This window comes from Streptomyces sp. NPDC057854 (assembly GCF_042797055.1).
Classification (GTDB): Bacteria; Actinomycetota; Actinomycetes; order Streptomycetales; family Streptomycetaceae; genus Streptomyces.
Genome location: NZ_JBHVMF010000010.1, coordinates 114,906 through 139,021 on the forward strand (window position 1 = coordinate 114,906; position 24,116 = coordinate 139,021).

Genomic DNA, 24,116 nt, shown 5'->3' on the forward strand with positions numbered 1-24,116 from the left:
CACTGCGAGGGTCCGGCCTACCGGGCCTGACCGGAGGGGGCAGCGAACCATGCCGAGCAAGATCGCCGGGGCACGCCGGCCCTCCGCCCGACCGGGCGGAGGGCGGGTGCCGGTACCCCCGCGAGGGGCGCGCGGCGGAGGCGTACGCGGGCTCTACACGCGGGCGCGACGGGCCTGGGACCGGCCGCTCACGGCGTACTACGTGATCATCGGCGCGGGACTGCTCATCACCACGCTCGGCCTGGTGATGGTCTACTCCGCCTCGATGATCACGGCCCTCCGCTACGAGCTGGTGCCCTCCTACTTCTTCCGGAAGCAGTTCTTCGCCGCGCTCCTGGGCACCGGGCTGCTGCTCGTCGCCTCCCGGATGCCGGTGAAGCTGCACCGGGCGCTCGCCTACCCGATCCTGGTCGGCGCGGTCTTCCTCATGGTGCTCGTGCAGATCCCGGGGATAGGGCATTCCGTCGGCGGCAACCAGAACTGGATCTCGCTGGGCGGCCCGTTCATGCTCCAGCCCAGCGAGTTCGGCAAGCTGGGCCTCATCCTGTGGGGCGCCGACCTGCTCGCCCGCAAACAGGACATGAAGCTCCTCGCCCAGTGGAAGCACATGCTCGTGCCGCTGGTGCCGGGGGCCTTCATGCTGCTGGGGCTGATCATGCTCGGCGGCGACATGGGCACCGCGATCATCCTCACCGCGATCCTCTTCGGCCTGCTGTGGACGGCCGGCGCCCCCACCCGGCTCTTCGTCGGCGTGCTCGTGGTGGCCACCACGATCGGTGTGCTGCTCATCAGGACCAACGCCAACCGGATGCGGCGCTTCCAGTGCATCGGCGCCACCGACCCGGGCGGCGAGGGGGCCCCGTGCCTCCAGGCCGCGCACGGAATCTATGCTCTGGCGTCGGGCGGATGGTTCGGTTCCGGGCTCGGTGCGAGTGTGGAAAAATGGGGTCAACTGCCCGAAGCGCACACCGACTTCATCTTCGCGGTGACCGGTGAGGAACTGGGCCTCGCGGGGACGCTGTCGGTCGTCGCCCTGTTCGCGGCCCTAGGCTATGCGGGTATCCGCGTGGCCGGACGCACGGAGGACCCCTTCGTTCGATTCGCCGCGGGAGGCGTGACCACCTGGATCACGGCCCAGGCCGTGATCAACATCGGTGCGGTGCTCGGTCTGCTGCCGATCGCCGGCGTCCCGCTCCCGCTGTTCTCGTACGGGGGGTCGGCCCTGCTGCCGACCATGTTCGCCGTCGGGCTCCTGATCGCCTTCGCGCGACAGGAACCCGCCGCGAAAGCGGCCCTGGCCATGCGCCGCCCCGGATGGGGCAAGCGGGCCGGGGTGAGATGGAAGTCGATGCGACGGCGCGTCAAGAAGCGCCCGTCCGGAGAGCGGTGAATTTCGGTGCATGTCGTACTCGCCGGCGGGGGGACCGCCGGTCACATCGAGCCGGCGCTCGCCCTCGCGGACGCCCTGCGCAGGCAGGACCCGAGCGTGGGCATCACGGCGCTGGGCACGGAGAAGGGCCTGGAGACCCGGCTCGTCCCCGAGCGGGGCTACGAACTGGCGCTCATCCCCGCCGTACCGCTGCCCCGCAAGCCCACCCCGGAGCTGATCACCGTCCCCGGGCGCCTGCGCGGCACCATCAAGGCCGCCGAGCAGGTCCTGGAGCGGACCAAGGCGGACTGCGTGGTCGGCTTCGGCGGATACGTGGCGCTCCCCGGCTACCTCGCCGCCAAGCGCCTCGGCGTGCCGATCGTGGTCCACGAGGCCAACGCCCGGCCCGGCCTGGCCAACAAGATCGGCTCCCGGTACGCCGCCGGGGTCGCCGTCGCCACCCCGGACTCCAAGCTGCGGAACGCCCGTTACATCGGCATCCCGCTGCGGCACACCATCGCCACCCTCGACCGGGCCCGGGTCCGGCCCGAGGCGCGCGCCGCCTTCGGCCTCGACCCCAACCTGCCCACGCTGCTGGTCTCCGGAGGCTCCCAGGGCGCCCGCCGACTCAACGAGGTCGTCCAGCAGGTCGCCCCGGTGCTCCAGCGCTCCGGCATCCAGATCCTGCACGCGGTCGGTCCCAAGAACGAACTGCCGCGGGTCGACAACATGCCCGGGATGCCGCCGTACGTCCCGGTACCGTACGTGGACCGGATGGATCTCGCGTACGCCGCGGCCGACATGATGCTCTGCCGCGCCGGCGCCATGACCGTCGCCGAGCTCTCGGCCGTCGGGCTGCCCGCCGCCTACGTCCCGCTGCCCATCGGCAACGGCGAACAGCGGCTCAACGCGCAGCCGGTGGTCAAGGCCGGCGGCGGACTCCTCGTCGACGACGCGGAGCTGTCGCCGCAGTGGGTGCAGGCCAACGTCCTGCCCGTGCTGGCCGATCCGCACCGGCTGTACGAGATGTCCCGCGCCGCCTCCGAGTTCGGCCGCCGGGACGCCGACGACCTGCTCGTCGGCATGGTGTACGAGGCGATCGCCGCCCGCCGACAGGCGTAGCGGAGGACCGAGGGAAGAGGCGCGCGTGGCAGCCGGACCGACGACCGCGGAGAAGAGCGGCACCAGCGGACCGAAGGGACCGTCGGACCGGCAGCCCCCGCCGGAGGGCGCGCGCCGAGGCGTCCGGCTGACCGGACTGCGGCTCGCCCTGATCGCCGCCGGCGTGCTCCTGCTCGCCGGCGGCACGGTCTGGGCCCTCTACGGATCGACCTGGTTCCGTGTGGAACATGTGAAGACTTCCGGCACGGCGGTGCTCACCCCGGCCGAGGTCGAGGCCGTCGCCGCCGTCCCGGTCGGCGCGCCGCTGGTCACCGTCGACACCGACGGCATCGAGGCACGGCTCAGGGAGAAACTGCCGCGGATCGCCTCGGTCGACGTATTCCGGTCCTGGCCGCGCGGAATCGGTCTGAAAGTGACCGAACGGAAACCCGTGCTCCTTCTGGAGAAGCGGGGATCATTCACCGAAGTGGACTCCGCGGCCGTCCCGTTCGCGACCGTCACCACCCCGCCCCGCGGCGTGCCCCGGCTCGTCCTCGACGTGGCCGCTTCGCCCAGCCTGCGCCGGTTCGACGCGGACCGGCTGCTGGCCGAGGCGGTGCGCGTTCGGAGTGAACTCCCGGACGCGATCGCGAAGGACACTCGTGTCGTACGCCTCTCCTCGTACGATTCCGTCACTCTGGAACTGACCCGGGATCGCACCGTCTTCTGGGGGAGTGCCGAACACGGGCCCGCGAAGGCCCGCGTGCTCACCGCCCTCATGAAGGCGACCCCCAAAGCGGGGCACTTCGACGTAAGTGCCCCCAGCGCACCCGCCTCCTCAGGGAGTTGACGCGCATCGGCGCTGGCCAGCACCCTGGTTGGCCACCGCTACGGGTGATCACATAGGGTGAAAAGAAAAACGGGAGGTTCGGCGTGTTCGTTGAACGCGCGCGGCTAGTCGACTTAGTGTCCTGTTCGGAAGAGTCCAGCGAACAGAGACACTGGTAACCCTAAACTTCAACGTTAGGGTTGGGGTCGGCGCAACGGACCACCCCATCGGCATCCGTCGTCGCGGCGCGCCAACCACCGCGCAATGACGACACGTAACTCGAGGCGAGAGGCCTTCGACGTGGCAGCACCGCAGAACTACCTCGCAGTCATCAAGGTCATCGGTGTCGGCGGCGGTGGTGTCAATGCCATCAACCGAATGATCGAGGTCGGTCTCAAGGGTGTCGAGTTCATCGCCATCAACACCGACGCACAGGCACTGTTGATGAGCGACGCCGACGTCAAGCTCGACGTCGGCCGCGAACTCACCCGCGGCCTCGGGGCCGGGGCCAACCCGGCCGTCGGCCGCAAGGCCGCCGAGGACCACCGCGAGGAGATCGAGGAGGTCCTCAAGGGGGCCGACATGGTCTTCGTCACCGCCGGCGAGGGCGGCGGCACCGGCACCGGCGGCGCGCCCGTCGTCGCCAACATCGCGCGCTCGCTCGGCGCCCTGACCATCGGCGTGGTCACCCGCCCCTTCACCTTCGAGGGCCGGCGCCGCGCCAACCAGGCGGAGGACGGCATCGCCGAGCTCCGCGAAGAGGTCGACACCCTCATCGTCATCCCCAACGACCGCCTGCTGTCCATCTCGGACCGCCAGGTGTCCGTCCTCGACGCCTTCAAGTCGGCCGACCAGGTCCTGCTCAGCGGCGTCCAGGGCATCACCGACCTGATCACCACCCCGGGTCTGATCAACCTCGACTTCGCCGACGTCAAGTCGGTCATGTCCGAGGCCGGTTCCGCCCTCATGGGCATCGGTTCCGCCCGCGGCGACGACCGCGCGGTGGCCGCCGCCGAGATGGCGATCTCCTCGCCGCTCCTGGAGGCGTCCATCGACGGCGCCCGCGGCGTGCTGCTCTCCATCTCCGGCGGCAGCGACCTCGGCCTCTTCGAGATCAACGAGGCCGCCCAGCTGGTCAGCGAGGCCGCCCACCCGGAGGCCAACATCATCTTCGGCGCCGTCATCGACGACGCCCTCGGCGACGAGGTCCGGGTCACCGTCATCGCGGCCGGCTTCGACGGCGGCCAGCCGCCGGCCCGCCGGGACAACATCATCGGCTCGGTCTCCGCCAAGCGCGAGGAGCCGGCCCCGGCCCCCCGCGTCACCGAGACCCCCCGCCCGCTCGGCGGCCTCGGCACCGTGACGCCCCGCGAGGAGCCCCCGGCCGCCCCCGCCGAGCCGGCCCCGGCCGCCGAGGCGCCGCTGCCGCCCGCCCCGCCGGTCGTCCCGCCGGCCCGCCCGTACACGGACAGCCCCGCCGAGGAGCTGGACGTGCCGGACTTCCTCAAGTGATAGGGCACCGCTTCACCACGAACGGCGCGCACTTCGCCTTCACCGACCGGTGGGGCGGGGTGAGCGCCGTTCCGTACGAGGAGCTCAACCTCGGCGGGGCCGTCGGGGACGACCCCGCCGCCGTCCGGGCCAACCGGGCGCGCGCCGCCGCCGAGCTGGGGCTCGACCCGTCGCTCGTGGTCTGGATGAACCAGGTGCACGGCGCCGGCGTCGCCGTGGTCGACGGGCCGTGGGAGGACGGCGGGGCCGTCCCCGCCGTCGACGCGGTCGTCACCACCCGCCGCGGACTCGGCCTCGCCGTCCTCACCGCGGACTGCGTCCCCGTCCTCCTCGCCGACCCGGTCGCCGGGGTCGTCGCCGCCGCCCACGCCGGACGCCCCGGCATGGTCGCCGGGGTCGTCCCCGCCGCCGTCGAGGCGATGACCGGACTCGGCGCCGAGCCCGGCCGGATCACCGCCCGCACCGGCCCCGCCGTGTGCGGACGCTGCTACGAGGTCCCCGAGGCGCTGCGCGCCGAGGTCGCCGCCGTCGAACCCGGCGCGTACGCCGAGACCAGCTGGGGCACCCCGGCCGTCGACGTCGCCGCCGGGGTCCGCGCCCAGCTGGCGCGGCTCGGGGTCACCGACGTCACGGACGCCGGGGTCTGCACCCTGGAGTCCCGGGACCACTTCTCGTACCGACGCGATCGCACCACGGGGCGACTCGCGGGATATGTCTGGTTGGGCAGGTAAGAGGCATGACGGACCGTAAGGCCGAACTCGCGGAGAACCTCGCGCGGGTGGAGGAGCGGATCGCGGCCGCCTGCGCCGCCGCCGGGCGCCCCCGCGAGGACGTGACCCTCATCGTGGTCACCAAGACCTACCCGGCGAGCGACGTGCGGATCCTGCACGGGCTCGGCGTGCGGCACGTGGCGGAGAACCGGGACCAGGACGCCGCGCCCAAGGCGGCGGCCTGCGCCGACCTCGATCTCACCTGGCACTTCGTCGGTCAGTTGCAGACCAACAAGGTCAGATCCGTGGTGGGTTATGCCGATGTGGTGCAGTCCGTCGACCGCCTCAAGCTCGTCTCGTCCCTCTCCGCCGCGGCGGAGAAGGCCGGCCGCGAGCTCGGCTGCCTGATCCAGGTCGCCCTCGACGCCGAGGCCGGCGGCCGGGGCGACCGCGGCGGCGTGGCGCCGGACGGCGTGGCGGAGTTGGCGTCCGCCGTCGACGCGGCGCCCGGACTGCGGCTCGACGGCCTGATGACCGTCGCGCCCCTCGTCGGCGCGTACGCCGGACGGCAACGCGCCGCCTTCGACCGGCTGATGGATTTGTCGACTGCCCTGCGCGCGACCCGTCCGGCTGCGAACATGGTGTCGGCGGGCATGAGCGCGGACCTCGAGGACGCCATCGCTGCCGGGGCGACACACGTACGCGTCGGTACGGCGGTACTCGGTGTGCGCCCGAAGCTCGGGTAACGTCGCGAAGCAGGTCGGACCACAGCAGAAAATATGGTCATTCCGCGAACGGCGGGGTGACCCCGTGGATCGCGGGCACTTGGTGACGAGGCCGATCCACCACAGAGCGGAGGAATCGGAGCATGGCCGGCGCGATGCGCAAGATGGCGGTCTACCTCGGTCTCGTGGAGGACGATGGGTACGACGGGCGGGGCTTCGACCCCGACGACGACTTCGAGCCCGAGCTGGAGCCGGAACCCGAGCGGGAGCGCCGGCAGGCCCCGCCGCGCCAGATCGAGCGCGAGGAGCCGGTGCGCGTGGTGCAGCCGCCCGCGCCCCGGGAGCCGGTCGCCCACTCTGCCCCGGTACTCGCCGAAAGCGGTCGTCCGGCCCGAATTGCCCCCGTGGCATCCATCACACCCGAACGCCCGAGCCTGGAGAAGAACGCACCGGTGATCATGCCCAAGGTCGTGTCCGAGCGGGAGCCGTACCGCATCACCACGCTGCACCCGCGGACCTACAACGAGGCCCGTACCATCGGGGAACACTTCCGTGAGGGCACCCCGGTGATCATGAACCTCACGGAGATGGACGACACGGACGCGAAGCGACTTGTCGACTTTGCCGCCGGACTCGTCTTCGGGCTCCATGGCAGCATTGAGCGCGTGACGCAGAAGGTGTTCCTGTTGTCGCCTGCTAACGTCGATGTCACGGCGGAGGACAAGGCCCGGATCGCAGAGGGCGGATTCTTCAACCAGAGCTGAGAACGAAACCGGACGGACCGGCCGCGGGAGCGGCCGGAGCAAGCTGAGAGCAGAGCCAGGGGAGAGGGAACCGCGGGATGGGCGTCGCACTGCAGGTGGTCTACATCGTGCTGATGTGCTTCCTCGTCTTTCTGATCTTCCGGCTGGTCATGGACTACGTCTTCCAGTTCGCCCGTTCATGGCAACCCGGCAAGGCGATGGTGGTCGTTCTGGAGGCCACCTACACTGTCACCGATCCACCGCTCAAGCTTCTGCGGCGGCTCATCCCGCCGCTTCGTCTCGGGGGCGTGGCACTCGACCTGTCCTTCTTCGTTCTGATGATCATCGTCTACATCCTCATCTCCGTCGTGAACTCCCTCGCGAGGTGAGTGTGGACGATACGGTCCTGCCGACTGCCGACGACTACGTAGAGGTGAAGAAGAGATGCCGCTGACCCCCGAGGACGTGCGGAACAAGCAGTTCACGACCGTCCGCCTGCGAGAAGGCTATGACGAGGACGAGGTCGATGCCTTTCTCGACGAGGTCGAGGCCGAGCTGACCCGCCTGCTCCGCGAGAACGAGGACCTGCGCGCCAAGCTGGCCGCGGCGACGCGCGCCGCCGCGCAGAACCAGCAGCAGGCCATGCGCAAGCCGCCGGAGCCGCAGGACAACCGTCCCGGTCCCGGCGCCCCCGTGCCCGCCGCCATATCCGGTCCGCCGGTACAGCAGCAGCCGCCGCAGATGGGCCCGCCGCAGCTGCCTTCCGGCGCTCCTCAGCTTCCCGCCGGCCCCATGCAGGGCGGACCCATGGGTCCGGGCCCGATGCAGGGCGGTCCGATGGGTCCCGGCCCGATGCAGGGCGGCCCCATGGGTCACCCGCAGCAGCAGATGCAGCCGCAGCCGCCGCAGCAGCCCGGTGGCGACAGCGCCGCCCGCGTGCTCTCGCTGGCCCAGCAGACCGCCGACCAGGCGATCGCCGAGGCCCGCTCCGAGGCCAACAAGATCGTCGGCGAGGCGCGCTCCCGCGCCGAGGGCCTGGAGCGGGACGCCCGCGCCAAGGCGGACGCGCTGGAGCGGGACGCGCAGGAGAAGCACCGCGTCGCGATGGGCTCCCTGGAGTCCGCCCGCGCCACGCTGGAGCGCAAGGTCGAGGACCTGCGCGGCTTCGAGCGCGAGTACCGGACCCGTCTGAAGTCCTACCTGGAGTCGCAGCTGCGCCAGCTGGAGACCCAGGCGGACGACTCGCTGGCCCCGCCGCGGACCCCGGCCACGGCCTCGCTGCCGCCGGCCCCGTCCATGGCGTCCGCCGGTGCCGGTGCCCCGTCGTACGGCGGCAACAGCCCGATGGGCGGCGGTCCGTCGATGGGCGGCGCCCCGTCCTACGGCGGTCAGCAGCAGATGTCCCCGGCGATGACGCAGCCGATGGCTCCGGTCCGGCCGCAGGCGCCGCAGCCGATGCAGCAGGCGCCGGCGCCGATGCGCGGCTTCCTGATCGACGAGGACGACAACTGAGGCGGCGCCTGAGCGTGCGGTGAGCACGTAGCCGTCGGCAGCCGAAGGGCCAGGACCTGGAGCGATCCAGTCCCTGGCCCTTCGCCGTACCCGGCCCCCTCCTCCGCATACGGCGGCGCCCGCCCTCCCCTGCTTCCCGGGGAGGGCGGGCGCCGTCGTCGTGCCTCAGACCTTGCGCAGGTGGAAGGTGAGGGCCAGGGACTCGTCCTCGAAGGCGGGGCCGTACGCCGCGTCCGGCTCGCCCTGGGCGTAGTCCGTCGACAGGACCTCGTCCGCGATCAGCTCCGCGTGGACCGTCAGCGCCTCCGCCGTCTCCTCCGAGGAGGAGGTCCAGCGCAGGGCGATGCGGTCGGCGACGTCGAGGCCGCTGTTCTTGCGGGCCTCCTGGATCAGGCGGATCGCGTCCCGGGCCAGGCCGGCGCGGCGCAGCTCGGGGGTGATCTCCAGGTCCAGGGCGACGGTCGCGCCGGAGTCGGAGGCGACCGACCAGCCCTCGCGCGGGGTCTCCGTGATGATGATCTCCTCGGGGGTGACGGTGATCGTCTCGCCGTTCACCTCCAGGCTCGCCTCGCCGTCCCGCAGGGCCAGCGCCAGCGCGGCCGCGTCGGCCGCGGCGACGGCCTTGGCGACGTCCTGGACGCCCTTGCCGAAGCGCTTGCCGAGCGCGCGGAAGTTCGCCTTGGCGGTGGTGTCGACCAGGCTGCCGCCGACCTCGGAGAGGGAGGCGAGGGCGGTGACGTTCAGCTCCTCGGTGATCTGCGCCTGCAGCTCCGGGGAGAGCGCCGCGAAGCCGTTCGCCGCGACGAGCGCGCGGGAGAGCGGCTGGCGGGTCTTCACGCCGGACTCGGCGCGGGTCGCGCGGCCCAGTTCGACCAGGCGGCGGACCAGCACCATCTGCTCGGACAGGGTGGTGTCGACCAGCGTCGCGTCGGCCTCCGGCCAGGTGGCGAGGTGGACCGACTCGGGGGCGTCCGGGGTGACCGGGACGACCAGGTCCTGCCAGACCCGCTCGGTGATGAACGGGGTCAGCGGGGCCATCAGCCGGGTGACCGTCTCGACGACCTCGTGCAGGGTCCGCAGGGCCGCCTTGTCGCCCTGCCAGAAGCGGCGGCGGGAGCGGCGCACGTACCAGTTGGAGAGGTCGTCGACGAAGGCGGACAGGAGCTTGCCGGTGCGCTGGGTGTCGTACGCCTCCATCGCCTCGGTGGCCTCGGCGACGAGCGTGTTCAGCTCGGACAGCAGCCACTTGTCGAGGACGGAGCGGTCGGCCGGGGCCGGGTCGGCGGCGGACGGTGCCCAGCCGGACGTACGGGCGTACAGGGCCTGGAAGGCGACCGTGTTCCAGTACGTGAGGAGGGTCTTGCGGACGACCTCCTGGATGGTGCCGTGGCCGACGCGGCGGGCCGCCCAGGGGGAGCCGCCGGCCGCCATGAACCAGCGGACGGCGTCGGCGCCGTGCTGGTCCATCAGCGGGATCGGCTGGAGGATGTTGCCGAGGTGCTTGGACATCTTGCGGCCGTCCTCGGCGAGGATGTGGCCGAGGCAGACCACGTTCTCGTACGAGGACTTGTCGAAGACCAGGGTGCCGACGGCCATCAGCGTGTAGAACCAGCCGCGGGTCTGGTCGATGGCCTCGGAGATGAACTGGGCCGGGTAGCGGCTCTCGAACAGCTCCTTGTTCTGGTACGGGTAGCCGTACTGGGCGAACGGCATGGAGCCCGAGTCGTACCAGGCGTCGATGACCTCGGGGACGCGGACGGCTTCGAGGGAGCAGCCCTCGGCCGGGCAGGTGAAGGTGACGTCGTCGATGTACGGGCGGTGCGGGTCCAGGGCCGACTGGTCGGTGCCGGTCAGCTCGGTGAGCTCGGCGCGGGAGCCGACGCAGGTGAGGTGGCCCTCCTCGCAGCGCCAGATCGGCAGCGGGGTGCCCCAGTAGCGGTTCCGGGAGAGCGCCCAGTCGATGTTGTTGTTCAGCCAGTCGCCGAAGCGGCCGTGCTTGACGGAGTCCGGGAACCAGTTGGTGTTCTCGTTCTCCTCCAGCAGGCGGTCCTTGACGGCGGTCGTCCGGATGTACCAGGACGGCTGCGCGTAGTAGAGCAGGGCCGTGTGGCAGCGCCAGCAGTGCGGGTAGCTGTGCTCGTACGGCACGTGCTTGTACAGCAGGCCGCGGGCGTCGAGGTCGGCGGTCAGGGCCTCGTCGGCCTTCTTGAAGAAGACGCCGCCGACCAGCGGCAGCTCCTCGTCGAAGGTGCCGTCCTGGCGGACCGGGTTGACCATCGGCAGGCCGTACGCCTTGCAGACCTTGAGGTCGTCCTCGCCGAAGGCGGGGGACTGGTGGACGAGACCGGTGCCGTCCTCGGTGGTGACGTAGTCGGCGTTGACGACGAAGTGCGCCTCGGCCGGGAACTCGACCAGCTCGAAGGGGCGCCGGTAGGCCCAGCGCTCCATCTCCTTGCCGGTGAAGGACTCGCCGGTGGTGACCCAGCCCTCGCCGAGGGCCTTGTCGAGCAGCGGCTCGGCGACGACGAGGCGCTCGTCGCCGTCGGTGGCGACGACGTAGGTGACCTCGGGGTGGGCGGCGACGGCCGTGTTGGACACCAGGGTCCACGGGGTGGTCGTCCAGACGAGGAGCGCGGCCTTGCCGGCGAGGGGGCCGGAGGTCAGCGGGAAGCGGACGAAGACCGAGGGGTCGACGACCGTCTCGTAGCCCTGGGCGAGCTCGTGGTCGGAGAGGCCGGTGCCGCAGCGGGGGCACCAGGGGGCGACGCGGTGGTCCTGGACGAGCAGGCCCTTGTCGAAGATCTGCTTGAGCGACCACCAGACCGACTCGATGTACGAGGGGTCCATGGTGCGGTAGGCGCCGTCCATGTCGACCCAGTAGCCCATGCGGGTGGTGAGCTCGGCGAAGGCGTCGGTGTGGCGGGTCACGGACTCGCGGCACTTCGCGTTGAACTCCGCGATGCCGTACGCCTCGATGTCCTTCTTGCCGGAGAAGCCCAGCTCCTTCTCGACGGCGAGCTCCACCGGCAGGCCGTGGCAGTCCCAGCCGGCCTTGCGGGCGACGTGGTAGCCGCGCATGGTGCGGAAGCGGGGGAAGACGTCCTTGAAGACGCGGGCCTCGATGTGGTGGGCGCCGGGCATGCCGTTGGCGGTCGGCGGGCCCTCGTAGAAGACCCATTCGGGGCGGCCCTCGGACTGCTCCAGGGACTTGGCGAAGACCTTGTTCTCCTGCCAGAAGTCGAGCACGGCGTGCTCGAGCGCGGGCAGGTCGACCTGGGCGGGCACCTGGCGGTACTGCGGCGGTGTCATGCGGCGGACTCTCCTCCGGACGGACAATTGCTGCTTCCGTCGGAGGGACGAGAGCCGTGCTCCCGCGGTACCACCCTCCTTGGCCCCGGACGTGGCCGTCCGAAGCCCCCTCATTGGGGTCGCGACACCGGGTCTAGTCACCGCGTGCCGTGGTGCGTGGCCACGCGGCTTTCTTCCGGCAGCTCCGGGGTGATGCTTCACGTCGGGCTCGCCCCCGGGCTCTCACCGTCCCCGGGTCGCTCATGGCTCGCGTACGACGCTACTGGTCCCCATCGACGCCTCTCGCTGAGGCCAGTGTACGGGGCGCGGGGGCGCCGGGCCGACCGGTTTGCCGGCGGCGGGCGGTGACCCGAATGGGCACATGGACCGGCGCGGTGTTCCGGGGGCCGTCCGGGGGAGCGGCGGGGCGGATTACCCGGCGGGGAGTTGGGCACCTGTTTCCGACGGGCCCGGGCCGGGGGCGCGGGGCGGGCGAAATGGGCGGCGTGCCCCGTTGCCGCGCGCCTTGGGCCGATTTATCGTCCCAGCACGATGCGCGAGCAAGATCACAAAATGTGAAGGGGCCGCGACATGGTGGCGAAGAAGACCGCCGCGAAGCAGTCCCCGGCCGGCGCCGGGGACCCCGGGTCCGCCGGTTCCCCGGCGGGCGCGGCCGGCAAGCGGCGTACGACGGCCCCGGCCCGCGCGTCGCGGAAACGCGCGCCCGCGGGCGACTCGGCCGAGTCCGGCGAGGCGCCTTCCGGCGCGGCGCTCTCCGGCGCGGCGGAGGAGGCGGCTCCGGCCGCGAAGAAGACCGCGAAGAAGGCGGTGGCCAAGAAGGCCGTCGCGAAGAAGGCGGTCGCGAAGAAGGCCGCGGCCGCGAAGCCCGTGGCCGAGGGGGCGGCGGCTGACAAGGCCGTGGCCAAGAAGGTTGCGGCCAAGAAAGCCGTGGCCAAGAAGGCGGCCAAGAAGGCCGTGGCCGCCGGGGCCGGGGCGGAGAAGGGTGCCGTCGGGGAGGCGGCAGGGGCGGGGGAGGGAACCGTGGAGAAGGGTGTCGGCCGGAAGGCGGCCGCGCAGACGCAGACAGGAGCCAGGACGGTGGCAGCGAAGAAGACCGCGGGTGGCGTCACGACCGTCGAGGACGAGGCGGCCGTGCCCCCGGCGCGGGCCGGGGACCTCGCGGTACGTCCCGGCGAGGAGCCGTGGACCCCGGAGGAGGTCGCCGAGGCCCGCAGCGACCTCCAGGCGGAGGTGCTGCGGCTGCGCAGCGAGCTGGCCCACTCCCAGGAGGAGCTGACCGGCCTGATGCGCGACTCCGGGGACGGGGCCGGCCAGGACGAGGCGGACACCGGCACCAAGAACATCACCCGGGAGCACGAGCTGGCCCTGGCGGCCAACGCGCGGGAGATGCTGGAGCAGACCGAGCACGCCCTGGAACGGCTCGACGCGGGCACGTACGGCCTCTGCGAGGTCTGCGGCAAGCCCATCGGCAAGGCCCGCATGCAGGCGTTCCCGCGCGCCACCCTGTGCGTGGAGGACAAGCAGAAGCAGGAGCGGCGCGGCTAGGCCGCTTCCTCCGGACCGGGCCGGCCGGGCGCGGCGTCGGCCGCGCCCGGTCGGGCACCCCCTGCGGGAGCGGCGGACGGCTGCCCGGCGGCCCGGGCGGGCGGGGGCGGCGGCGGTACGGGCTGCCGGTCTCGTACGCCTGTGCCGTACCCTCGGTGCACGGTCAGGCAACGAGGTACGAGGGACTCACTCACGTGGCAGAGGCGGAGAGCGTCATCGGTACGCCGGATTCAGCAGGGGCCGAGGACTCGGCCGCCCCGGAGGAGCGGCCCGAGGGCGCTCCGAAGGGCAGGCGGCGGATCGTCGCGCTCTTCGTGGTGGCCGTGCTCGCCTACCTCCTCGACCTCGGCAGCAAGATCGTCGTGGTGGAGAAGCTGGAGGGCCGCGAGCCGATCAAGGTCATCGGCGATCTGCTCCGCTTCGAGGCGATCCGCAACCCGGGCGCGGCCTTCGGCATGGGCGAGGCGTTCACCATCGTCTTCACCTGTATCGCGGCCGCCGTCATCGTGGTGATCATCCGGCTGGCCCGGAAGCTCTACAGCCTGCCCTGGGCGATCGCGCTGGGCCTGCTGCTCGGCGGCGCGCTGGGCAACCTGACCGACCGGCTGTTCCGTTCGCCGGGCGTCTTCGAGGGCGCGGTCGTGGACTTCATCGCCCCGGCCCACTTCGCCGTCTTCAACCTCGCCGACTCGGCGATCGTCTGCGGCGGCATCCTGATCGTCATCCTGTCCTTCCGCGGCCTGGACCCGGACGGCACCGTCCACAAGGACTGAGCACGCAGGACCGAGCACTCCCGGCACAAGGCATACTCGACGGGTGAGCACGAGTCCCGAGATCCGCACCCTGCCCGTTCCCGATGGCCTGGAGGGCGAGCGCGTCGACGCCGCCATCGCCCGTATGTTCGGGTTTTCCCGCACGAAGGCGGCCGAGCTCGCCGCCGCGGGCAAGGTCCAGGTCGACGGCGCCGTCGTCGGCAAGTCCGAGCGGGTGAGCGGCGGCGCGTGGCTGGAGGTCGAGATGCCGGGCGCCCCCGCGCCCGTGCAGGTCGTCGCCGAGCCCGTGGAGGGCATGGAGATCGTCCACGACGACGACGACATCGTCGTGATCATGAAGCCGATCGGGGTCGCGGCCCACCCGAGCCCCGGCTGGACCGGCACCACCGTGATCGGCGGCCTCGCCGCCGCCGGCTACCGGATCTCCACCTCGGGCGCCGCCGAGCGCCAGGGCATCGTGCACCGCCTCGACGTCGGCACCTCCGGCCTCATGGTGGTCGCCAAGTCGGAGTACGCGTACACCTCGCTCAAGCGCCAGTTCAAGGAGCGCACGGTCGACAAGCGCTACCACGCGCTGGTCCAGGGCCACCCGGACCCGCTGAGCGGCACCATCGACGCGCCGATCGGCCGGCACCCGAACCACGACTACAAGTGGGCCGTGACCGCCGACGGCAAGCCGTCCGTCACCCACTACGACCTGATCGAGGCGTACCGGGCGGCCTCGCTGCTCGACATCAAGCTGGAGACCGGCCGCACCCACCAGATCCGGGTGCACATGTCGGCCCACCGCCACCCCTGCGTCGGCGACCTCACCTACGGCGCCGACCCGACCATGGCCAAGCGGCTCGGGCTGACCCGCCAGTGGCTGCACGCGGTCCGGCTCGGCTTCGAGCATCCCGGCGACGGGAAGTGGGTCGAGTTCGCCTCCACCTACCCGGCCGACCTCCAGACCGCGCTCGACCGCATCGAGGCGGAGAGCCGGTGAGCGGGGCGTACGAGGTCCGCGAGGCGGCCGGCGAGGCCGATCTGGAGGCGTGCTTCGCGGTCCGCCGCGAGGTCTTCGTGAAGGAGCAGGGCGTCCCGGCGGAGCTGGAGTACGACGCGTACGACGCCACCGCCGTGCACGTCCTCGCGGTCCGGCCGGACGGGCAGCCGCTGGGCACCGGCCGGCTGCTGCACGGCGCCGACGCGGTCGGCAAGACCGGCGCGGACGCCTCCGTCGGCTCGCTCGGCCGGCTCGCGGTCGCCGAGGCGGCGCGCGGCCTCGGGGTGGGCGCGGCGCTGGTGCGGGCCATCGAGGACGCGGCCCGGGCGCGCGGCCTGACCGCCGTCGACCTGCACGCCCAGACCCACGCCCTCGGGTTCTACGAGCGGCTGGGCTACGCGGCGTACGGCGGCGAGTTCCCCGACGCGGGCATCCCGCACCGGGCGATGCGGCGCGCCCTCTAGCCGCCGCCCCCCTCGGTACCACGGCGGACATCTGCCGTCACACAGGGGGTTATCGCCACCAAAACGGACGTACGTGACAGGGTGGGGCCGTGGATCAACTGGCCCTTCTGTTCTTGCTGCTGCTCGGGGCGGTGCTCACCGTGCCCCTCGGTGACCGGCTCGGGCTGCCCGCGCCGGTGCTGATGACGCTTCTCGGGATCGTGCTGGCCGTCCTGCCGTTCGTGCCGAACGTCGACATCCCGCCCGAGTTCATCCTGCCGCTGGTGCTGCCGCCGCTGCTCTACGCCTCCGTGCAGCGGACCTCCTGGCGGCAGTTCGCGGCCAACCGGCGGCCGATCTTCCTGCTCGCGGTCGCCCTGGTCTTCGTCACCACGGCCGCCGTCGGCGCCGTCGCGAACGTCCTGGTGCCCGGCATCCCGCTGGCCGCCGCGCTCGCGCTCGGCGCCCTGGTCGCCCCGCCCGACCCGGTCGCGGCGACCGCCGTCGCCGGCTCGCTGGGACTGCCCCGGCGACTGGTGTCGATCCTGGAGGGCGAGGGGCTCTTCAACGACGTCACCGCGATCGTGCTCTACCACGTGGCCATCGCGGCGGTGGTGAGCGGCGAGTTCTCCTGGCCGGAGGCGCTGGGGGCGCTCGTCCTGTCGGCGGTCGTCGCGGTCGCGGTCGGCCTGCTGCTCGGCTGGGTCACCAACAAGCTGATGGGCTTCGTCGGCGACGCCACCCTCCAGACCGGCCTCACCCTCCTCGTCCCGTTCGTCGCCTACGTGCTCGCCGAGGAGCTGCACGGCTCCGGCGTCCTCGCGGTCCTCGTCACCGCGCTGTTCCTCGCCGAGTACGCGGTCGACGCCGACGACGTGATGGGCCGGCTCGCTGCCCAGACCTTCTGGGAGGTCGTCGACACCCTCGTCACCGGCATCGCCTTCGGCCTCATCGGGCTCGAACTCATCCACGTCTTCGGCGTCGCCGAGGGCCGGGCCGGCGAGATGCTCGGCTGGGGCGCCGTGGTCGTCGCCGTGGTCGTCGGGGTCCGGCTGCTGTGGCTGCTCCCCGCCACGTGGCTGGCGAAGCGGCTGCACGACCGCAGGGACCTGGCCGAGGAGATCCCGATGAGCTGGCGGGAGACGGTCGTCATGTGGTGGTCCGGGATGCGCGGGGTGGCGTCGGTGGCGCTGGCCCTCGCCATTCCGCGCACCACCGACGACGGCTCGCCCTTCCCCGGCCGGGACGAGCTGGTCTTCATCGCCTTCTGCGTGATCATGGCGACGCTCGTCGTCCAGGGGCTCACCCTGCCCCGGCTGGTGCGCTTCCTGGGGGTGCGGGCCGACGCCGACGCCGAGCGGGCCTTCGAGCGCGAGCTGGCCGTCCGGGCCGCGAAGGCCGCCAAGCGGCGCCTGAAGGAGATCGAGGAGGTCGAGGAGCTGCCCGAGGAGATCGCGGAACGGCTCCAGCGCGGGGCCTTCGACATCGGGGCGCGGATCAGCCCGGACATGGTGGACGAGGAGCGGCGGGCCGCCTTCACGGAGCGGGTCGACCGGCTGAAGCGGCTCCAGGCCGTGCAGCGGGAGATGATGTCCGCCGCCCGGCACGCCGTCCTCGCGGCGCGCAGCGAGCCGGGCGCCGACCCCGAGGTGGTGGACCGGGTGCTGCGGCAGCTGGACGTCCGCTCGATGCGCTGAGCCCGCCCGGCCGGCGGCTCCGGGGCGTTGTCCGCGGCGGGTGGCAGGATGGCGGGCATGGACATCATGCTTTTCCCCTCGGTGCACGGGGTGCGCCCGGCCGTCGAGGCCGCCGCCGACCGGCTGCGGGCCGCCGGGCACCAGGTGTGGGTGCCGGACCTCTTCGACGGCTGGACCACCGACTCGGTGGAGGAGGGCATGGCGAAGAAGGACGAGATCGGCGCGGACGAGCTGCTGAAGCGCGCGGTGCTCGCCGCGGCCCCCTACTCGGAGCGCGGGCTGGTCTACGCGGGCTTCTCCTTCGGGGCGTCGGTGGCGCAGACGCTGGCGCTCGGCGACGAGAAGGCGCGCGGGCTGCTGCTGCTCCACGGCACCTCGGACCTCGCGCCGAACGCGTCCGTGGACGACCTGCCGGTCCAGCTGCACGTGGCCGAGCCGGACCCGTTCGAGACGGACGACTGGCTGTCCGCCTGGTACCTCCAGATGCGGAGGGCGGGGGCGGACGTGGAGGTGTACCGGTACCGGGGCGCCGGGCACATCTTCACGGACCCGGACCTGCCGGACTGGGACGCCGAGGCGGCGGAGCGGACCTGGGCGATCGCGCTGGACTTCCTCGACGGGCTCGACGGACTCGCCGAGGGGGAGTGACCGCAGGGGAGTGACGGGGACGGCCCCCGGGGGAGTCCCCCGGGGGCCGTTCACTGTGCGCGGACGGGCCGTCAGGCGCGGTACGCGGTCCAGTGGTCGTTCATCCGGGTCACCTGGCCCGTGGTGAACTGGTACATGCACGCGTCGTACGTGTAGTCCATGAAGTTGTGGATCGGGTCCACGCCGGCCTTGGAGGCGCAGGAGTCGCGGCCGGTCGGGCACTCGTACGCCGGAGACTTCTCGGCCGGGGTGTCGGCGACGTAGTCGCCGTTGCCGTTGCAGCCGCCCTGGAAGGTGTGGTACAGGCCCATCCAGTGGCCGACCTCGTGGGTGGCGGTGTCGCCCTGGTTGTAGTTGGCCGCCGAGCCGCCCGGCAGCGAGCCGTCGAGGAGGACGACGCCGTCCATGGACGGGTTGGAGTTGTACGAGGACGGGAAGGTCGCCCAGCCGAGCAGGCCGCCGCTGAGGTTCGCGGTGTAGATGTTCAGCGCGTTCGCGCCGCCCTGGCGGAGGGTCTGCTTCATCTGCTTCTCGGCGGTGGAGCCGGAGGCCAGGTTGTACCAGGAGGCGTTGTCCGTGTAGGTGGTGCCGGCGAGGGTGAACTGGAAGCCGGTGTTCACGTTGCCGGTGCCCTGGCCGCCGAAGGCCGCGTTGAGCACGTTCATCTGGTTGTTGATGGCCGTCGCGCTCAGCTTGCCCGTCGTGCCGCTGTGGATGACGTGGAAGTAGACCGGGATGGTCGCGCCGGCGGTGGCGGCGGTGGCGGAGAGCCGGCCGCTCGACTTCAGCGCCGAGAGCTTCTTGCTGAGGTCGGCGTCCATGGCCTTGGCCTGGGCGGCGGAGACCTCGTTCGGCTCGTGGGCGTGGGTGTCGGCGCCCTTCTCCTTGCGGGCGCCGGACAGCGCCTCCGTGTCGTCGTGGCACTCCTCGGCGGAGGCACCGGCCAGGGCCGGGGTGGCTTGGGCGACGACGGGGGCGGAGAACGGCGCCAGGGCCAGGGTTCCGGCCAGGACGGCGGTGCCGAGCACACGACGTGAGGTACGCGGCGATATACGGACAAGAGCACGCACAGGTGACTCCTCGCGGGGGGTGGTGGGAGGTACTTCCTCGCCACGGCGGGGAGATTACGCGTTCATGTCAGACACCGTTGAGCGGTGATCAGGCCCAATCATTCGGAGGGCAATTGGGGACATCGGGAAGAAAAGTTTGCGCGGGTTCCGCAGTTTGAGACGGCGACGTAACAGAAGCCGCGCCGGTGGCGGGTGGTGTGTCCGGTTTCGGGGCCTCGGGACCACCACCCGCCGTAGCCATGTCATCGTCCGTTAACACAGAGGATCATGGCTGAAAATCGACGGTCGAAAGGCGGTCAGACGACCGGCTGGTACACCCGCTCGACACGCTGCGTTCCGCTGAGCGTCCGGTAGGAGCGGGCCCAGGACGCGGTCGCGGCCGGATCGCGCTTGTCGGAGACCGTGTAGTAGTCCATCTGCGAGCGCTCGGCGGTCACGTCGAGGACGCCGTACCCGTGGTGGTCCATGTCCACCCACTTCACGTGCCGGTTGGCCGCCTTCACCGCGCCCGCGGCCACCACCGAGAGGGTGCCCGGAGCCACGTTCAGCAGGTCGTCCAGGTTGTCCGAGGTCACCGAGGTGACCACGAACTCGGTGGCCACCGAGGGGGAGAGCGGGTACGTGGCCGCCTTGGCCGGCACGTCGTTCGCCCACGCCATGTGGATGTCGCCGGTCAGGAAGACCGTGTTCCGGATCGCCCGGGAGCTCAGGTGTGCCAGCAGCTCCTTGCGGTCGTCGGTGTAGCCGTCCCACTGGTCGACGTTGACCGCGAGCCCCTCCGTCGGCAGCCCCATCAGCTCGGCGAGCGGTTCCAGCAGGTACGCGGGAAGCGAGCCGAAGGCCACCGGCGAGATCATCACCGAGGTACCGACCAGCTGCCACGCGGCGTCCGAACCGGCCAGGCCGGACTTCAGCCAGTCGAGCTGCGCCCGGCCGGTGAGCGTGCGCTCCGGGTCGTCGACCGCGCCGGAGCCCGTCTTCGCCTGCGCGGAGCGGAACGAGCGCAGGTCCAGCAGGTGCAGATCGGCCAGCCTGCCGAAGCGGATCCGGCGGAAGACCGTGCCCTCCGTGGAGGCGCGGACCGGCATCCACTCGAAGTACGCCCGCTTGGCGGCGGCGACCCGCGCGGCCCAGTCGCCCTCGGCGCCCGGGGTGTGGTTCTCGGCGCCGCCCGTCCAGGCGTCGTTGGCGAACTCGTGGTCGTCCCAGATCGCCACCACCGGGTGGGCGGCGTGCAGCGCCTGGAGGTCCGGGTCCGTCTTGTACCAGCCGTGCCGGGTGCGGTAGTCGGTCAGCGACACGATCTCGTGGCGCGGCTCGTGCGGCCGGACGGTGTCCCCGGCCTTCGGGTAGACCCCGCTGGCGTACTCGTACAGGTAGTCGCCGAGGTGCAGCACCGCGTCGAGGTCGGCGCGACCCGCCAGGTGGCGGTACGCGGAGAAGTGCCCGGCCTCGAAGTTGGCGCAGGACACCACGCCGAAGCGGACGCCCGGCGCGGCGGCGTCGGCGGCCGGGGCGGTGCGGGTCCGGCCCGTCGCCGAGATCGTGCCGCCGGCCGTGAAGCGGAAGAAGTACGAGGTGGCCGGGCGCAGTCCGCGGACGTCGGCCTTGACCGTGTGGTCGGCGGCTGCGGTCGCGGTGGCCGTACCGGAGGCGGCGACCCGGGTGAACGAGCGGTCCTCGGCCACCTCCCAGTCGACGCGGACGTCCGCGCCGAGCCCGGAGCCGGGCACGGCCTCCGGGGAGGGGGTGACGCGCGTCCAGAGCAGGACGCCGTCGGGCAGCGGGTCGCCCGAGGCGACGCCGTGCAGGAAGGCGGGCGCCGCGGCGTCCGCGAGGGCCGGCGCTGCCGCGCCGAGCAGCGCGGGGGTGGCGACGGCGGTGACGGCGGCGGCCTTGACGACCGTGCGCCGCGTGGGGGCAGGAGATATGGAGTGACTGGTCACGGCCAGTCAGATTACTGACGGGTATGAAAGGTTGACGGCGAAATCCGGAAAGTTTTCCGGGACTTCGCCCGTCGCTCACGAGGTCCTGCGGACACGCGTCGTCCCCGGCCCGCGCGGGCCGGGGACGGACGGAGGGGAGAGGGTCAGCCGGCGAGGACCGGGGTGAGCGCGGCGTTGAACTCCTCGACCGTCAGCGGCGGGTTCTGCGAGCCCTCGACGGTCAGCGTCCTGCCGTCCATCTTCAGCGTCGGGGTACCGGTCACCCCGCTCTCGGAGAAGGTCTTCGACATCTTCATCGCCCACGCGTCGAAGGTGCCGTCCTCCACGTGCTTCCTGAAGGCGGCGTTGCCCTTCAGTGCCGGGACCGTGTCCGCGACCTCCAGCAGGTAGGAGTCCTTCGCGAACTTGTCGTCGCTCTCCTCCGGGTGCCACTTCGCGGAGTAGAGCGCCGCCTTGTAGTCGAGGAACGCCTCCGGGCTCACGTCGAGCGCCGCGCCCAGCGCCGACAGGGCGTTCTTCGAGCCCTCGCCCTGGTCCATGTTGTCGATGAAGGTCGCGCCGACGTACTTGAGCTTGTACTTGCCGGCCTCGACGTCCTTCTCGACGGTGGAGCCGACCGACTGCTCGAAGGTCGCGCAGACCGGGCAGCGGGAGTCCTCGTACAGCTCCAGCGTCTTCTTCGCCGAGTCCTTGCCGATGACGACGGTGGTGCCGTTCTCGCCCTCGGTGTTCTTCGGGGCCGTGACCGTCGTGGCGTCGGCTGCGGTCTCCCACGCGGTGGGCTGGTTCGCCTGGACGACCGCGTAGCCGATGCCGCCGGCCGCGGCGAGCACCGCCACCGCCGAGACGCCGACGATCAGCTGCCGGCGGGCGCGCTCCTTCTTCGCCTGCGCCTCGCGCTCCGCGCGCAGCCGCTCGCGGGCGGCGGCCTTGTTGGCGTGACTGTTGCGTGCACTCATGATCGTGAAACTCCGGAAGGAAGAAAGAGGGATGAAGGGGGACGAAGGGGGATCGGGCGCTCAGACGAGAGCGAGCGATCCCCGCGGCGGCCCCCGCCGCCCCACGGAGTGCACGAGCAGCCGGGTCCGGGACGGACGCGGCCGGGGCCGCGGGCGCGCCGGACCCGGTACGGCCGGACGGTCCGCGCCGGCCAGGGCCGCGAGGAGCTCCAGCGGCCGGAACGCGCAGGCGGCCACCGCGCCGAGCAGCCGGGCCAGCGCCCGCTCCCCGCCACGCAGCCACCCGGCCGCCGACAGGCCGACCAGCACATGGGCGCCGAGCAGCAGCCACGGCAGCGCCGGATCGGGGGAGGAGAGCACCGCGGCGGCCCCGCCCTCGGGCGCGACCACACCGGGCAGCGGCGCGCCGACGGCCCCGCCGCACAGCACCTCGACGCCGAAGGAGCGCAGCGCCCCGGCGACCGGCCCGCCGGCGGGCCCGTAGCAGACCGCCTGGCCGGAGGTGAAGAGCGTGTCGGCGGCCAGCTCCAGCGGGACCAGCAGCCCCGCGATGGGGCCGAAGCCGCGCTCCCGGCCGGCCAGCGCGTACGCCACGGCGAACACGCCGGCGGCGACCGGCAGGACCGTGCCCAGCGGCAGCGGCACGCGCGAGAGCAGCACGTGCGAGGCCACGGACAGCGTCACGACCAGTGCCGTGAAGACCGCCGCCCGCAGCGCCCTCAGCCGCGTCCCTGCCATGTCCATCGCCGACGAGTCTGCCACGGCGGGTCGTAAGGGGTCCCTAAGGAGAAGCTGTGCGACCGGTCAGAAGCCCCTGATCCGGCCGTTGCGGAAGAGGTCCACGAAGATCTGGTGGTCGGCCCGCGCCCGCGCCCCGTACGCGTGGGCGAAGTCCACCAGGAGCTCCGGGAAGCCCTCCTCGTCGGCGGCGATCGCGGCGTCGATGGCCCGCTCGGTGGAGAACGGCACCAGCGAGTGGCCGCTGGACTCGTCCGCCGCCGCGTGCATGGTCGCCGTCGCCCGGCCCAGGTCGGCCACGGTCGCCGCGATCTCGTCCGGATCGTCGATGTCCGACCAGTCCAGGTCCACCGCGTACGGCGACACCTCGGCGACCAGCTGCCCGGCGCCGTCCAGCTCCGTCCACCCCAGCCACGGGTCGGCGTGCGCCTGGAGCGCCCGCTGCGAGATCACCGTGCGGTGCCCCTCGTGCCGGAAGTAGCCCCGCACCGCCGGGTCCGTCACATGGCGCGAGACCGCCGGGGTCTGCGCCTGCTTCAGGTAGATCACGACGTCGTTCTCCAGGGCGTCGCTGTGCCCCTCCAGCAGGATGTTGTACGAGGGGAGGCCGGCCGAGCCGATGCCGATCCCGCGCCGGCCGACGACGTCCTTCACCCGGTACGAGTCCGGGCGGACCAGGCTGGCCTCCGGCAGGGTCTCCAGATAGCCGTCGAACGCCGCCAGCACCCGGCGGCGGGTCGCCGCGTCCAGCGCGAGCGCGCCGCCGCCGGTCGCGAAGCGGCGCTCGTACTCCCGGATCTCGGTCATCGAGTCCAGCAGCCCGAAGCGGGTCCTCGCGCGGGCCGCGCGCAGCGCCCCGAGGAGGGCGCCGTCGGCGGTCTCCAGGGTGAAGCCGGGCACCTCGTCGGCCTTGGCGCCGGTGGCCAGGGCGTGGATCCGCTCCCGGTAGGCCGCCGCGCAGACGCGGACCAGCAGGGTGATCTGCTCGTCGCTGAGCGCCTTCGCGTAGCCGATCAGGGCCAGCGAGGCGGCGAGCCGCTTGAGGTCCCAGGTGAAGGGGCCGACGTACGCCTCGTCGAAGTCGTTCACGTTGAAGACCAGGCGCCCGTTGGCGTCCATGTACGTGCCGAAGTTCTCCGCGTGGAGATCGCCGTGGATCCAGACCCGGCCGGTCCGCTCGTCCAGGAACGGGCCGCCGCGGGCCTCCCGCTCCAGGTCCTGGTAGAAGAGGCAGGCGGTGCCCCGGTAGAACGCGAAGGCGGAGCCGGCCATCTTCCGGAACTTGACCTTGAAGGCCGCCGGGTCGGCCGCGAGCAGCGCGCCGAAGGCGGTGTCGAAGACGGCGAGGATCTGCTCGCCGCGCTCGGCGGCGGCGGGCTGGGGGACCGGCATCGGGGCGCCTCCTGGCGGTAAGACTGGTCATGACAAATGCGGACAGGTGTTCCACCCCGCCCAACGCGTGACCTTAGCCGCCGGTGCCCGCCTCCTGTCACTCGTGCGAC

At 72.1% G+C, this 24,116-nt stretch carries 21 protein-coding genes; 15 read left to right on the forward strand and 6 right to left on the reverse strand.

Features of this window, described 5'->3' with window-relative positions; translation table 11 throughout:
- Positions 1-49: 49 nt before the first annotated feature.
- The 9 genes from ftsW to ACFVQZ_RS16745 all read left to right on the forward strand — a co-directional run bounded on the left by ftsW (position 50) and on the right by ACFVQZ_RS16745 (position 8,501).
- Positions 50-1,390 carry a putative lipid II flippase FtsW gene (gene ftsW / locus ACFVQZ_RS16705; protein ID WP_030492989.1) on the forward strand — a complete coding sequence of 447 codons (1,341 nt, stop codon included), beginning with the start codon at positions 50-52 and terminating at the stop codon, positions 1,388-1,390.
- 6 nt (positions 1,391-1,396) lie between these two features.
- A complete protein-coding gene (gene murG, locus ACFVQZ_RS16710) occupies positions 1,397-2,491 on the forward strand; it encodes an undecaprenyldiphospho-muramoylpentapeptide beta-N-acetylglucosaminyltransferase (RefSeq protein ID WP_030492988.1) in 1,095 nt (364 codons plus the stop codon).
- Positions 2,492-2,516: 25 nt separating this feature from the next.
- Positions 2,517-3,320 (forward strand): cell division protein FtsQ/DivIB, encoded by an 804-nt coding sequence (locus tag ACFVQZ_RS16715; protein WP_383623141.1) that lies wholly within the window; start codon positions 2,517-2,519, stop codon positions 3,318-3,320.
- A 279-nt stretch (positions 3,321-3,599) separates the two neighbouring features.
- Positions 3,600-4,811: a cell division protein FtsZ gene (ftsZ, locus tag ACFVQZ_RS16720; RefSeq protein ID WP_030492986.1), complete on the forward strand. Its 1,212-nt coding sequence runs from the start codon at positions 3,600-3,602 to the stop codon at positions 4,809-4,811.
- The gene (gene pgeF / locus ACFVQZ_RS16725; RefSeq protein WP_030492985.1) at positions 4,808-5,542 is read left to right on the forward strand and encodes a peptidoglycan editing factor PgeF; all 735 of its coding nucleotides are present in this window, start codon (positions 4,808-4,810) and stop codon (positions 5,540-5,542) included. The genes ftsZ and pgeF overlap by 4 nt, the downstream gene beginning before the upstream one ends.
- 5 nt (positions 5,543-5,547) lie before the next feature.
- Positions 5,548-6,267: a YggS family pyridoxal phosphate-dependent enzyme gene (locus ACFVQZ_RS16730; protein ID WP_383623146.1), complete on the forward strand. Its 720-nt coding sequence runs from the start codon at positions 5,548-5,550 to the stop codon at positions 6,265-6,267.
- Positions 6,268-6,389: 122 nt separating this feature from the next.
- The gene (locus ACFVQZ_RS16735) at positions 6,390-7,010 is read left to right on the forward strand and encodes a cell division protein SepF (protein WP_030492983.1); all 621 of its coding nucleotides are present in this window, start codon (positions 6,390-6,392) and stop codon (positions 7,008-7,010) included.
- A 77-nt stretch (positions 7,011-7,087) separates the two neighbouring features.
- The gene (locus ACFVQZ_RS16740; RefSeq protein WP_030492982.1) at positions 7,088-7,378 is read left to right on the forward strand and encodes a YggT family protein; all 291 of its coding nucleotides are present in this window, start codon (positions 7,088-7,090) and stop codon (positions 7,376-7,378) included.
- Positions 7,379-7,433: 55 nt separating this feature from the next.
- Positions 7,434-8,501: a DivIVA domain-containing protein gene (locus ACFVQZ_RS16745; protein ID WP_030492981.1), complete on the forward strand. Its 1,068-nt coding sequence runs from the start codon at positions 7,434-7,436 to the stop codon at positions 8,499-8,501.
- A 165-nt stretch (positions 8,502-8,666) separates the two neighbouring features.
- On the opposite strand, the gene ileS is transcribed toward ACFVQZ_RS16745, so the two are convergent.
- A complete protein-coding gene (gene ileS, locus ACFVQZ_RS16750) occupies positions 8,667-11,810 on the reverse strand; it encodes an isoleucine--tRNA ligase (protein WP_383623151.1) in 3,144 nt (1,047 codons plus the stop codon).
- A 570-nt stretch (positions 11,811-12,380) separates the two neighbouring features.
- Here ileS and ACFVQZ_RS16755 point away from each other — a divergent pair.
- The 6 genes from ACFVQZ_RS16755 to ACFVQZ_RS16780 all read left to right on the forward strand — a co-directional run bounded on the left by ACFVQZ_RS16755 (position 12,381) and on the right by ACFVQZ_RS16780 (position 17,901).
- The gene (locus ACFVQZ_RS16755) at positions 12,381-13,355 is read left to right on the forward strand and encodes a TraR/DksA family transcriptional regulator (RefSeq protein WP_383623154.1); all 975 of its coding nucleotides are present in this window, start codon (positions 12,381-12,383) and stop codon (positions 13,353-13,355) included.
- A gap of 194 nt (positions 13,356-13,549) precedes the next feature.
- Complete coding sequence (gene lspA, locus ACFVQZ_RS16760; protein ID WP_030492978.1) at positions 13,550-14,128, forward strand: signal peptidase II; 579 nt, start codon at positions 13,550-13,552, stop codon at positions 14,126-14,128.
- 43 nt (positions 14,129-14,171) lie between these two features.
- Complete coding sequence (locus tag ACFVQZ_RS16765) at positions 14,172-15,113, forward strand: RluA family pseudouridine synthase (protein ID WP_030492977.1); 942 nt, start codon at positions 14,172-14,174, stop codon at positions 15,111-15,113.
- Positions 15,110-15,577: a GNAT family N-acetyltransferase gene (locus tag ACFVQZ_RS16770; RefSeq protein WP_030492976.1), complete on the forward strand. Its 468-nt coding sequence runs from the start codon at positions 15,110-15,112 to the stop codon at positions 15,575-15,577. Before ACFVQZ_RS16765 ends, ACFVQZ_RS16770 begins: the two co-directional genes overlap by 4 nt.
- Positions 15,578-15,666: 89 nt before the next feature.
- Complete coding sequence (locus ACFVQZ_RS16775; protein WP_030492975.1) at positions 15,667-17,253, forward strand: Na+/H+ antiporter; 1,587 nt, start codon at positions 15,667-15,669, stop codon at positions 17,251-17,253.
- Between the two features lie 57 nt (positions 17,254-17,310).
- Positions 17,311-17,901: a dienelactone hydrolase family protein gene (locus ACFVQZ_RS16780; protein ID WP_030492974.1), complete on the forward strand. Its 591-nt coding sequence runs from the start codon at positions 17,311-17,313 to the stop codon at positions 17,899-17,901.
- Positions 17,902-17,972: 71 nt separating this feature from the next.
- Here the strand turns inward: ACFVQZ_RS16780 and ACFVQZ_RS16785 are convergent, their stop codons facing one another.
- The 5 genes from ACFVQZ_RS16785 to ACFVQZ_RS16805 all read right to left on the reverse strand — a co-directional run bounded on the left by ACFVQZ_RS16785 (position 17,973) and on the right by ACFVQZ_RS16805 (position 24,006).
- Complete coding sequence (locus ACFVQZ_RS16785) at positions 17,973-18,929, reverse strand: zinc metalloprotease (RefSeq protein ID WP_383623160.1); 957 nt, start codon at positions 18,927-18,929, stop codon at positions 17,973-17,975.
- A 338-nt stretch (positions 18,930-19,267) separates the two neighbouring features.
- The gene (locus tag ACFVQZ_RS16790; protein ID WP_383623163.1) at positions 19,268-20,917 is read right to left on the reverse strand and encodes an alkaline phosphatase D family protein; all 1,650 of its coding nucleotides are present in this window, start codon (positions 20,915-20,917) and stop codon (positions 19,268-19,270) included.
- Between the two features lie 143 nt (positions 20,918-21,060).
- On the reverse strand, positions 21,061-21,876 hold the full coding sequence (locus tag ACFVQZ_RS16795; RefSeq protein WP_030492971.1) for a thioredoxin domain-containing protein: 816 nt from the start codon (positions 21,874-21,876) through the stop codon (positions 21,061-21,063).
- Positions 21,877-21,936: 60 nt separating this feature from the next.
- Positions 21,937-22,620, reverse strand: a complete 684-nt coding sequence (locus ACFVQZ_RS16800; protein ID WP_383623167.1) for a hypothetical protein — start codon at positions 22,618-22,620, stop codon at positions 21,937-21,939.
- Between the two features lie 60 nt (positions 22,621-22,680).
- Complete coding sequence (locus ACFVQZ_RS16805; RefSeq protein WP_030492969.1) at positions 22,681-24,006, reverse strand: DUF2252 domain-containing protein; 1,326 nt, start codon at positions 24,004-24,006, stop codon at positions 22,681-22,683.
- Between the last annotated feature and the right edge of the window lie 110 nt (positions 24,007-24,116).

Coding starts and splice junctions, on each gene's coding strand:
- ACFVQZ_RS16740 (WP_030492982.1), top strand. CDS start 7,088: ATGGGCGTCGCACTGCAGGTGGTCTACATCGTGCTGATGTGCTTCCTC.
- ACFVQZ_RS16735 (WP_030492983.1), top strand. CDS start 6,390: ATGGCCGGCGCGATGCGCAAGATGGCGGTCTACCTCGGTCTCGTGGAG.
- ftsW (WP_030492989.1), top strand. CDS start 50: ATGCCGAGCAAGATCGCCGGGGCACGCCGGCCCTCCGCCCGACCGGGC.
- ACFVQZ_RS16745 (WP_030492981.1), top strand. CDS start 7,434: ATGCCGCTGACCCCCGAGGACGTGCGGAACAAGCAGTTCACGACCGTC.
- ileS (WP_383623151.1), bottom strand. CDS start 11,810: ATGACACCGCCGCAGTACCGCCAGGTGCCCGCCCAGGTCGACCTGCCC.
- ACFVQZ_RS16805 (WP_030492969.1), bottom strand. CDS start 24,006: ATGCCGGTCCCCCAGCCCGCCGCCGCCGAGCGCGGCGAGCAGATCCTC.
- ACFVQZ_RS16800 (WP_383623167.1), bottom strand. CDS start 22,620: ATGGACATGGCAGGGACGCGGCTGAGGGCGCTGCGGGCGGCGGTCTTC.
- ACFVQZ_RS16780 (WP_030492974.1), top strand. CDS start 17,311: ATGGACATCATGCTTTTCCCCTCGGTGCACGGGGTGCGCCCGGCCGTC.
- ACFVQZ_RS16795 (WP_030492971.1), bottom strand. CDS start 21,876: ATGAGTGCACGCAACAGTCACGCCAACAAGGCCGCCGCCCGCGAGCGG.
- ACFVQZ_RS16730 (WP_383623146.1), top strand. CDS start 5,548: ATGACGGACCGTAAGGCCGAACTCGCGGAGAACCTCGCGCGGGTGGAG.
- ACFVQZ_RS16755 (WP_383623154.1), top strand. CDS start 12,381: ATGGTGGCGAAGAAGACCGCCGCGAAGCAGTCCCCGGCCGGCGCCGGG.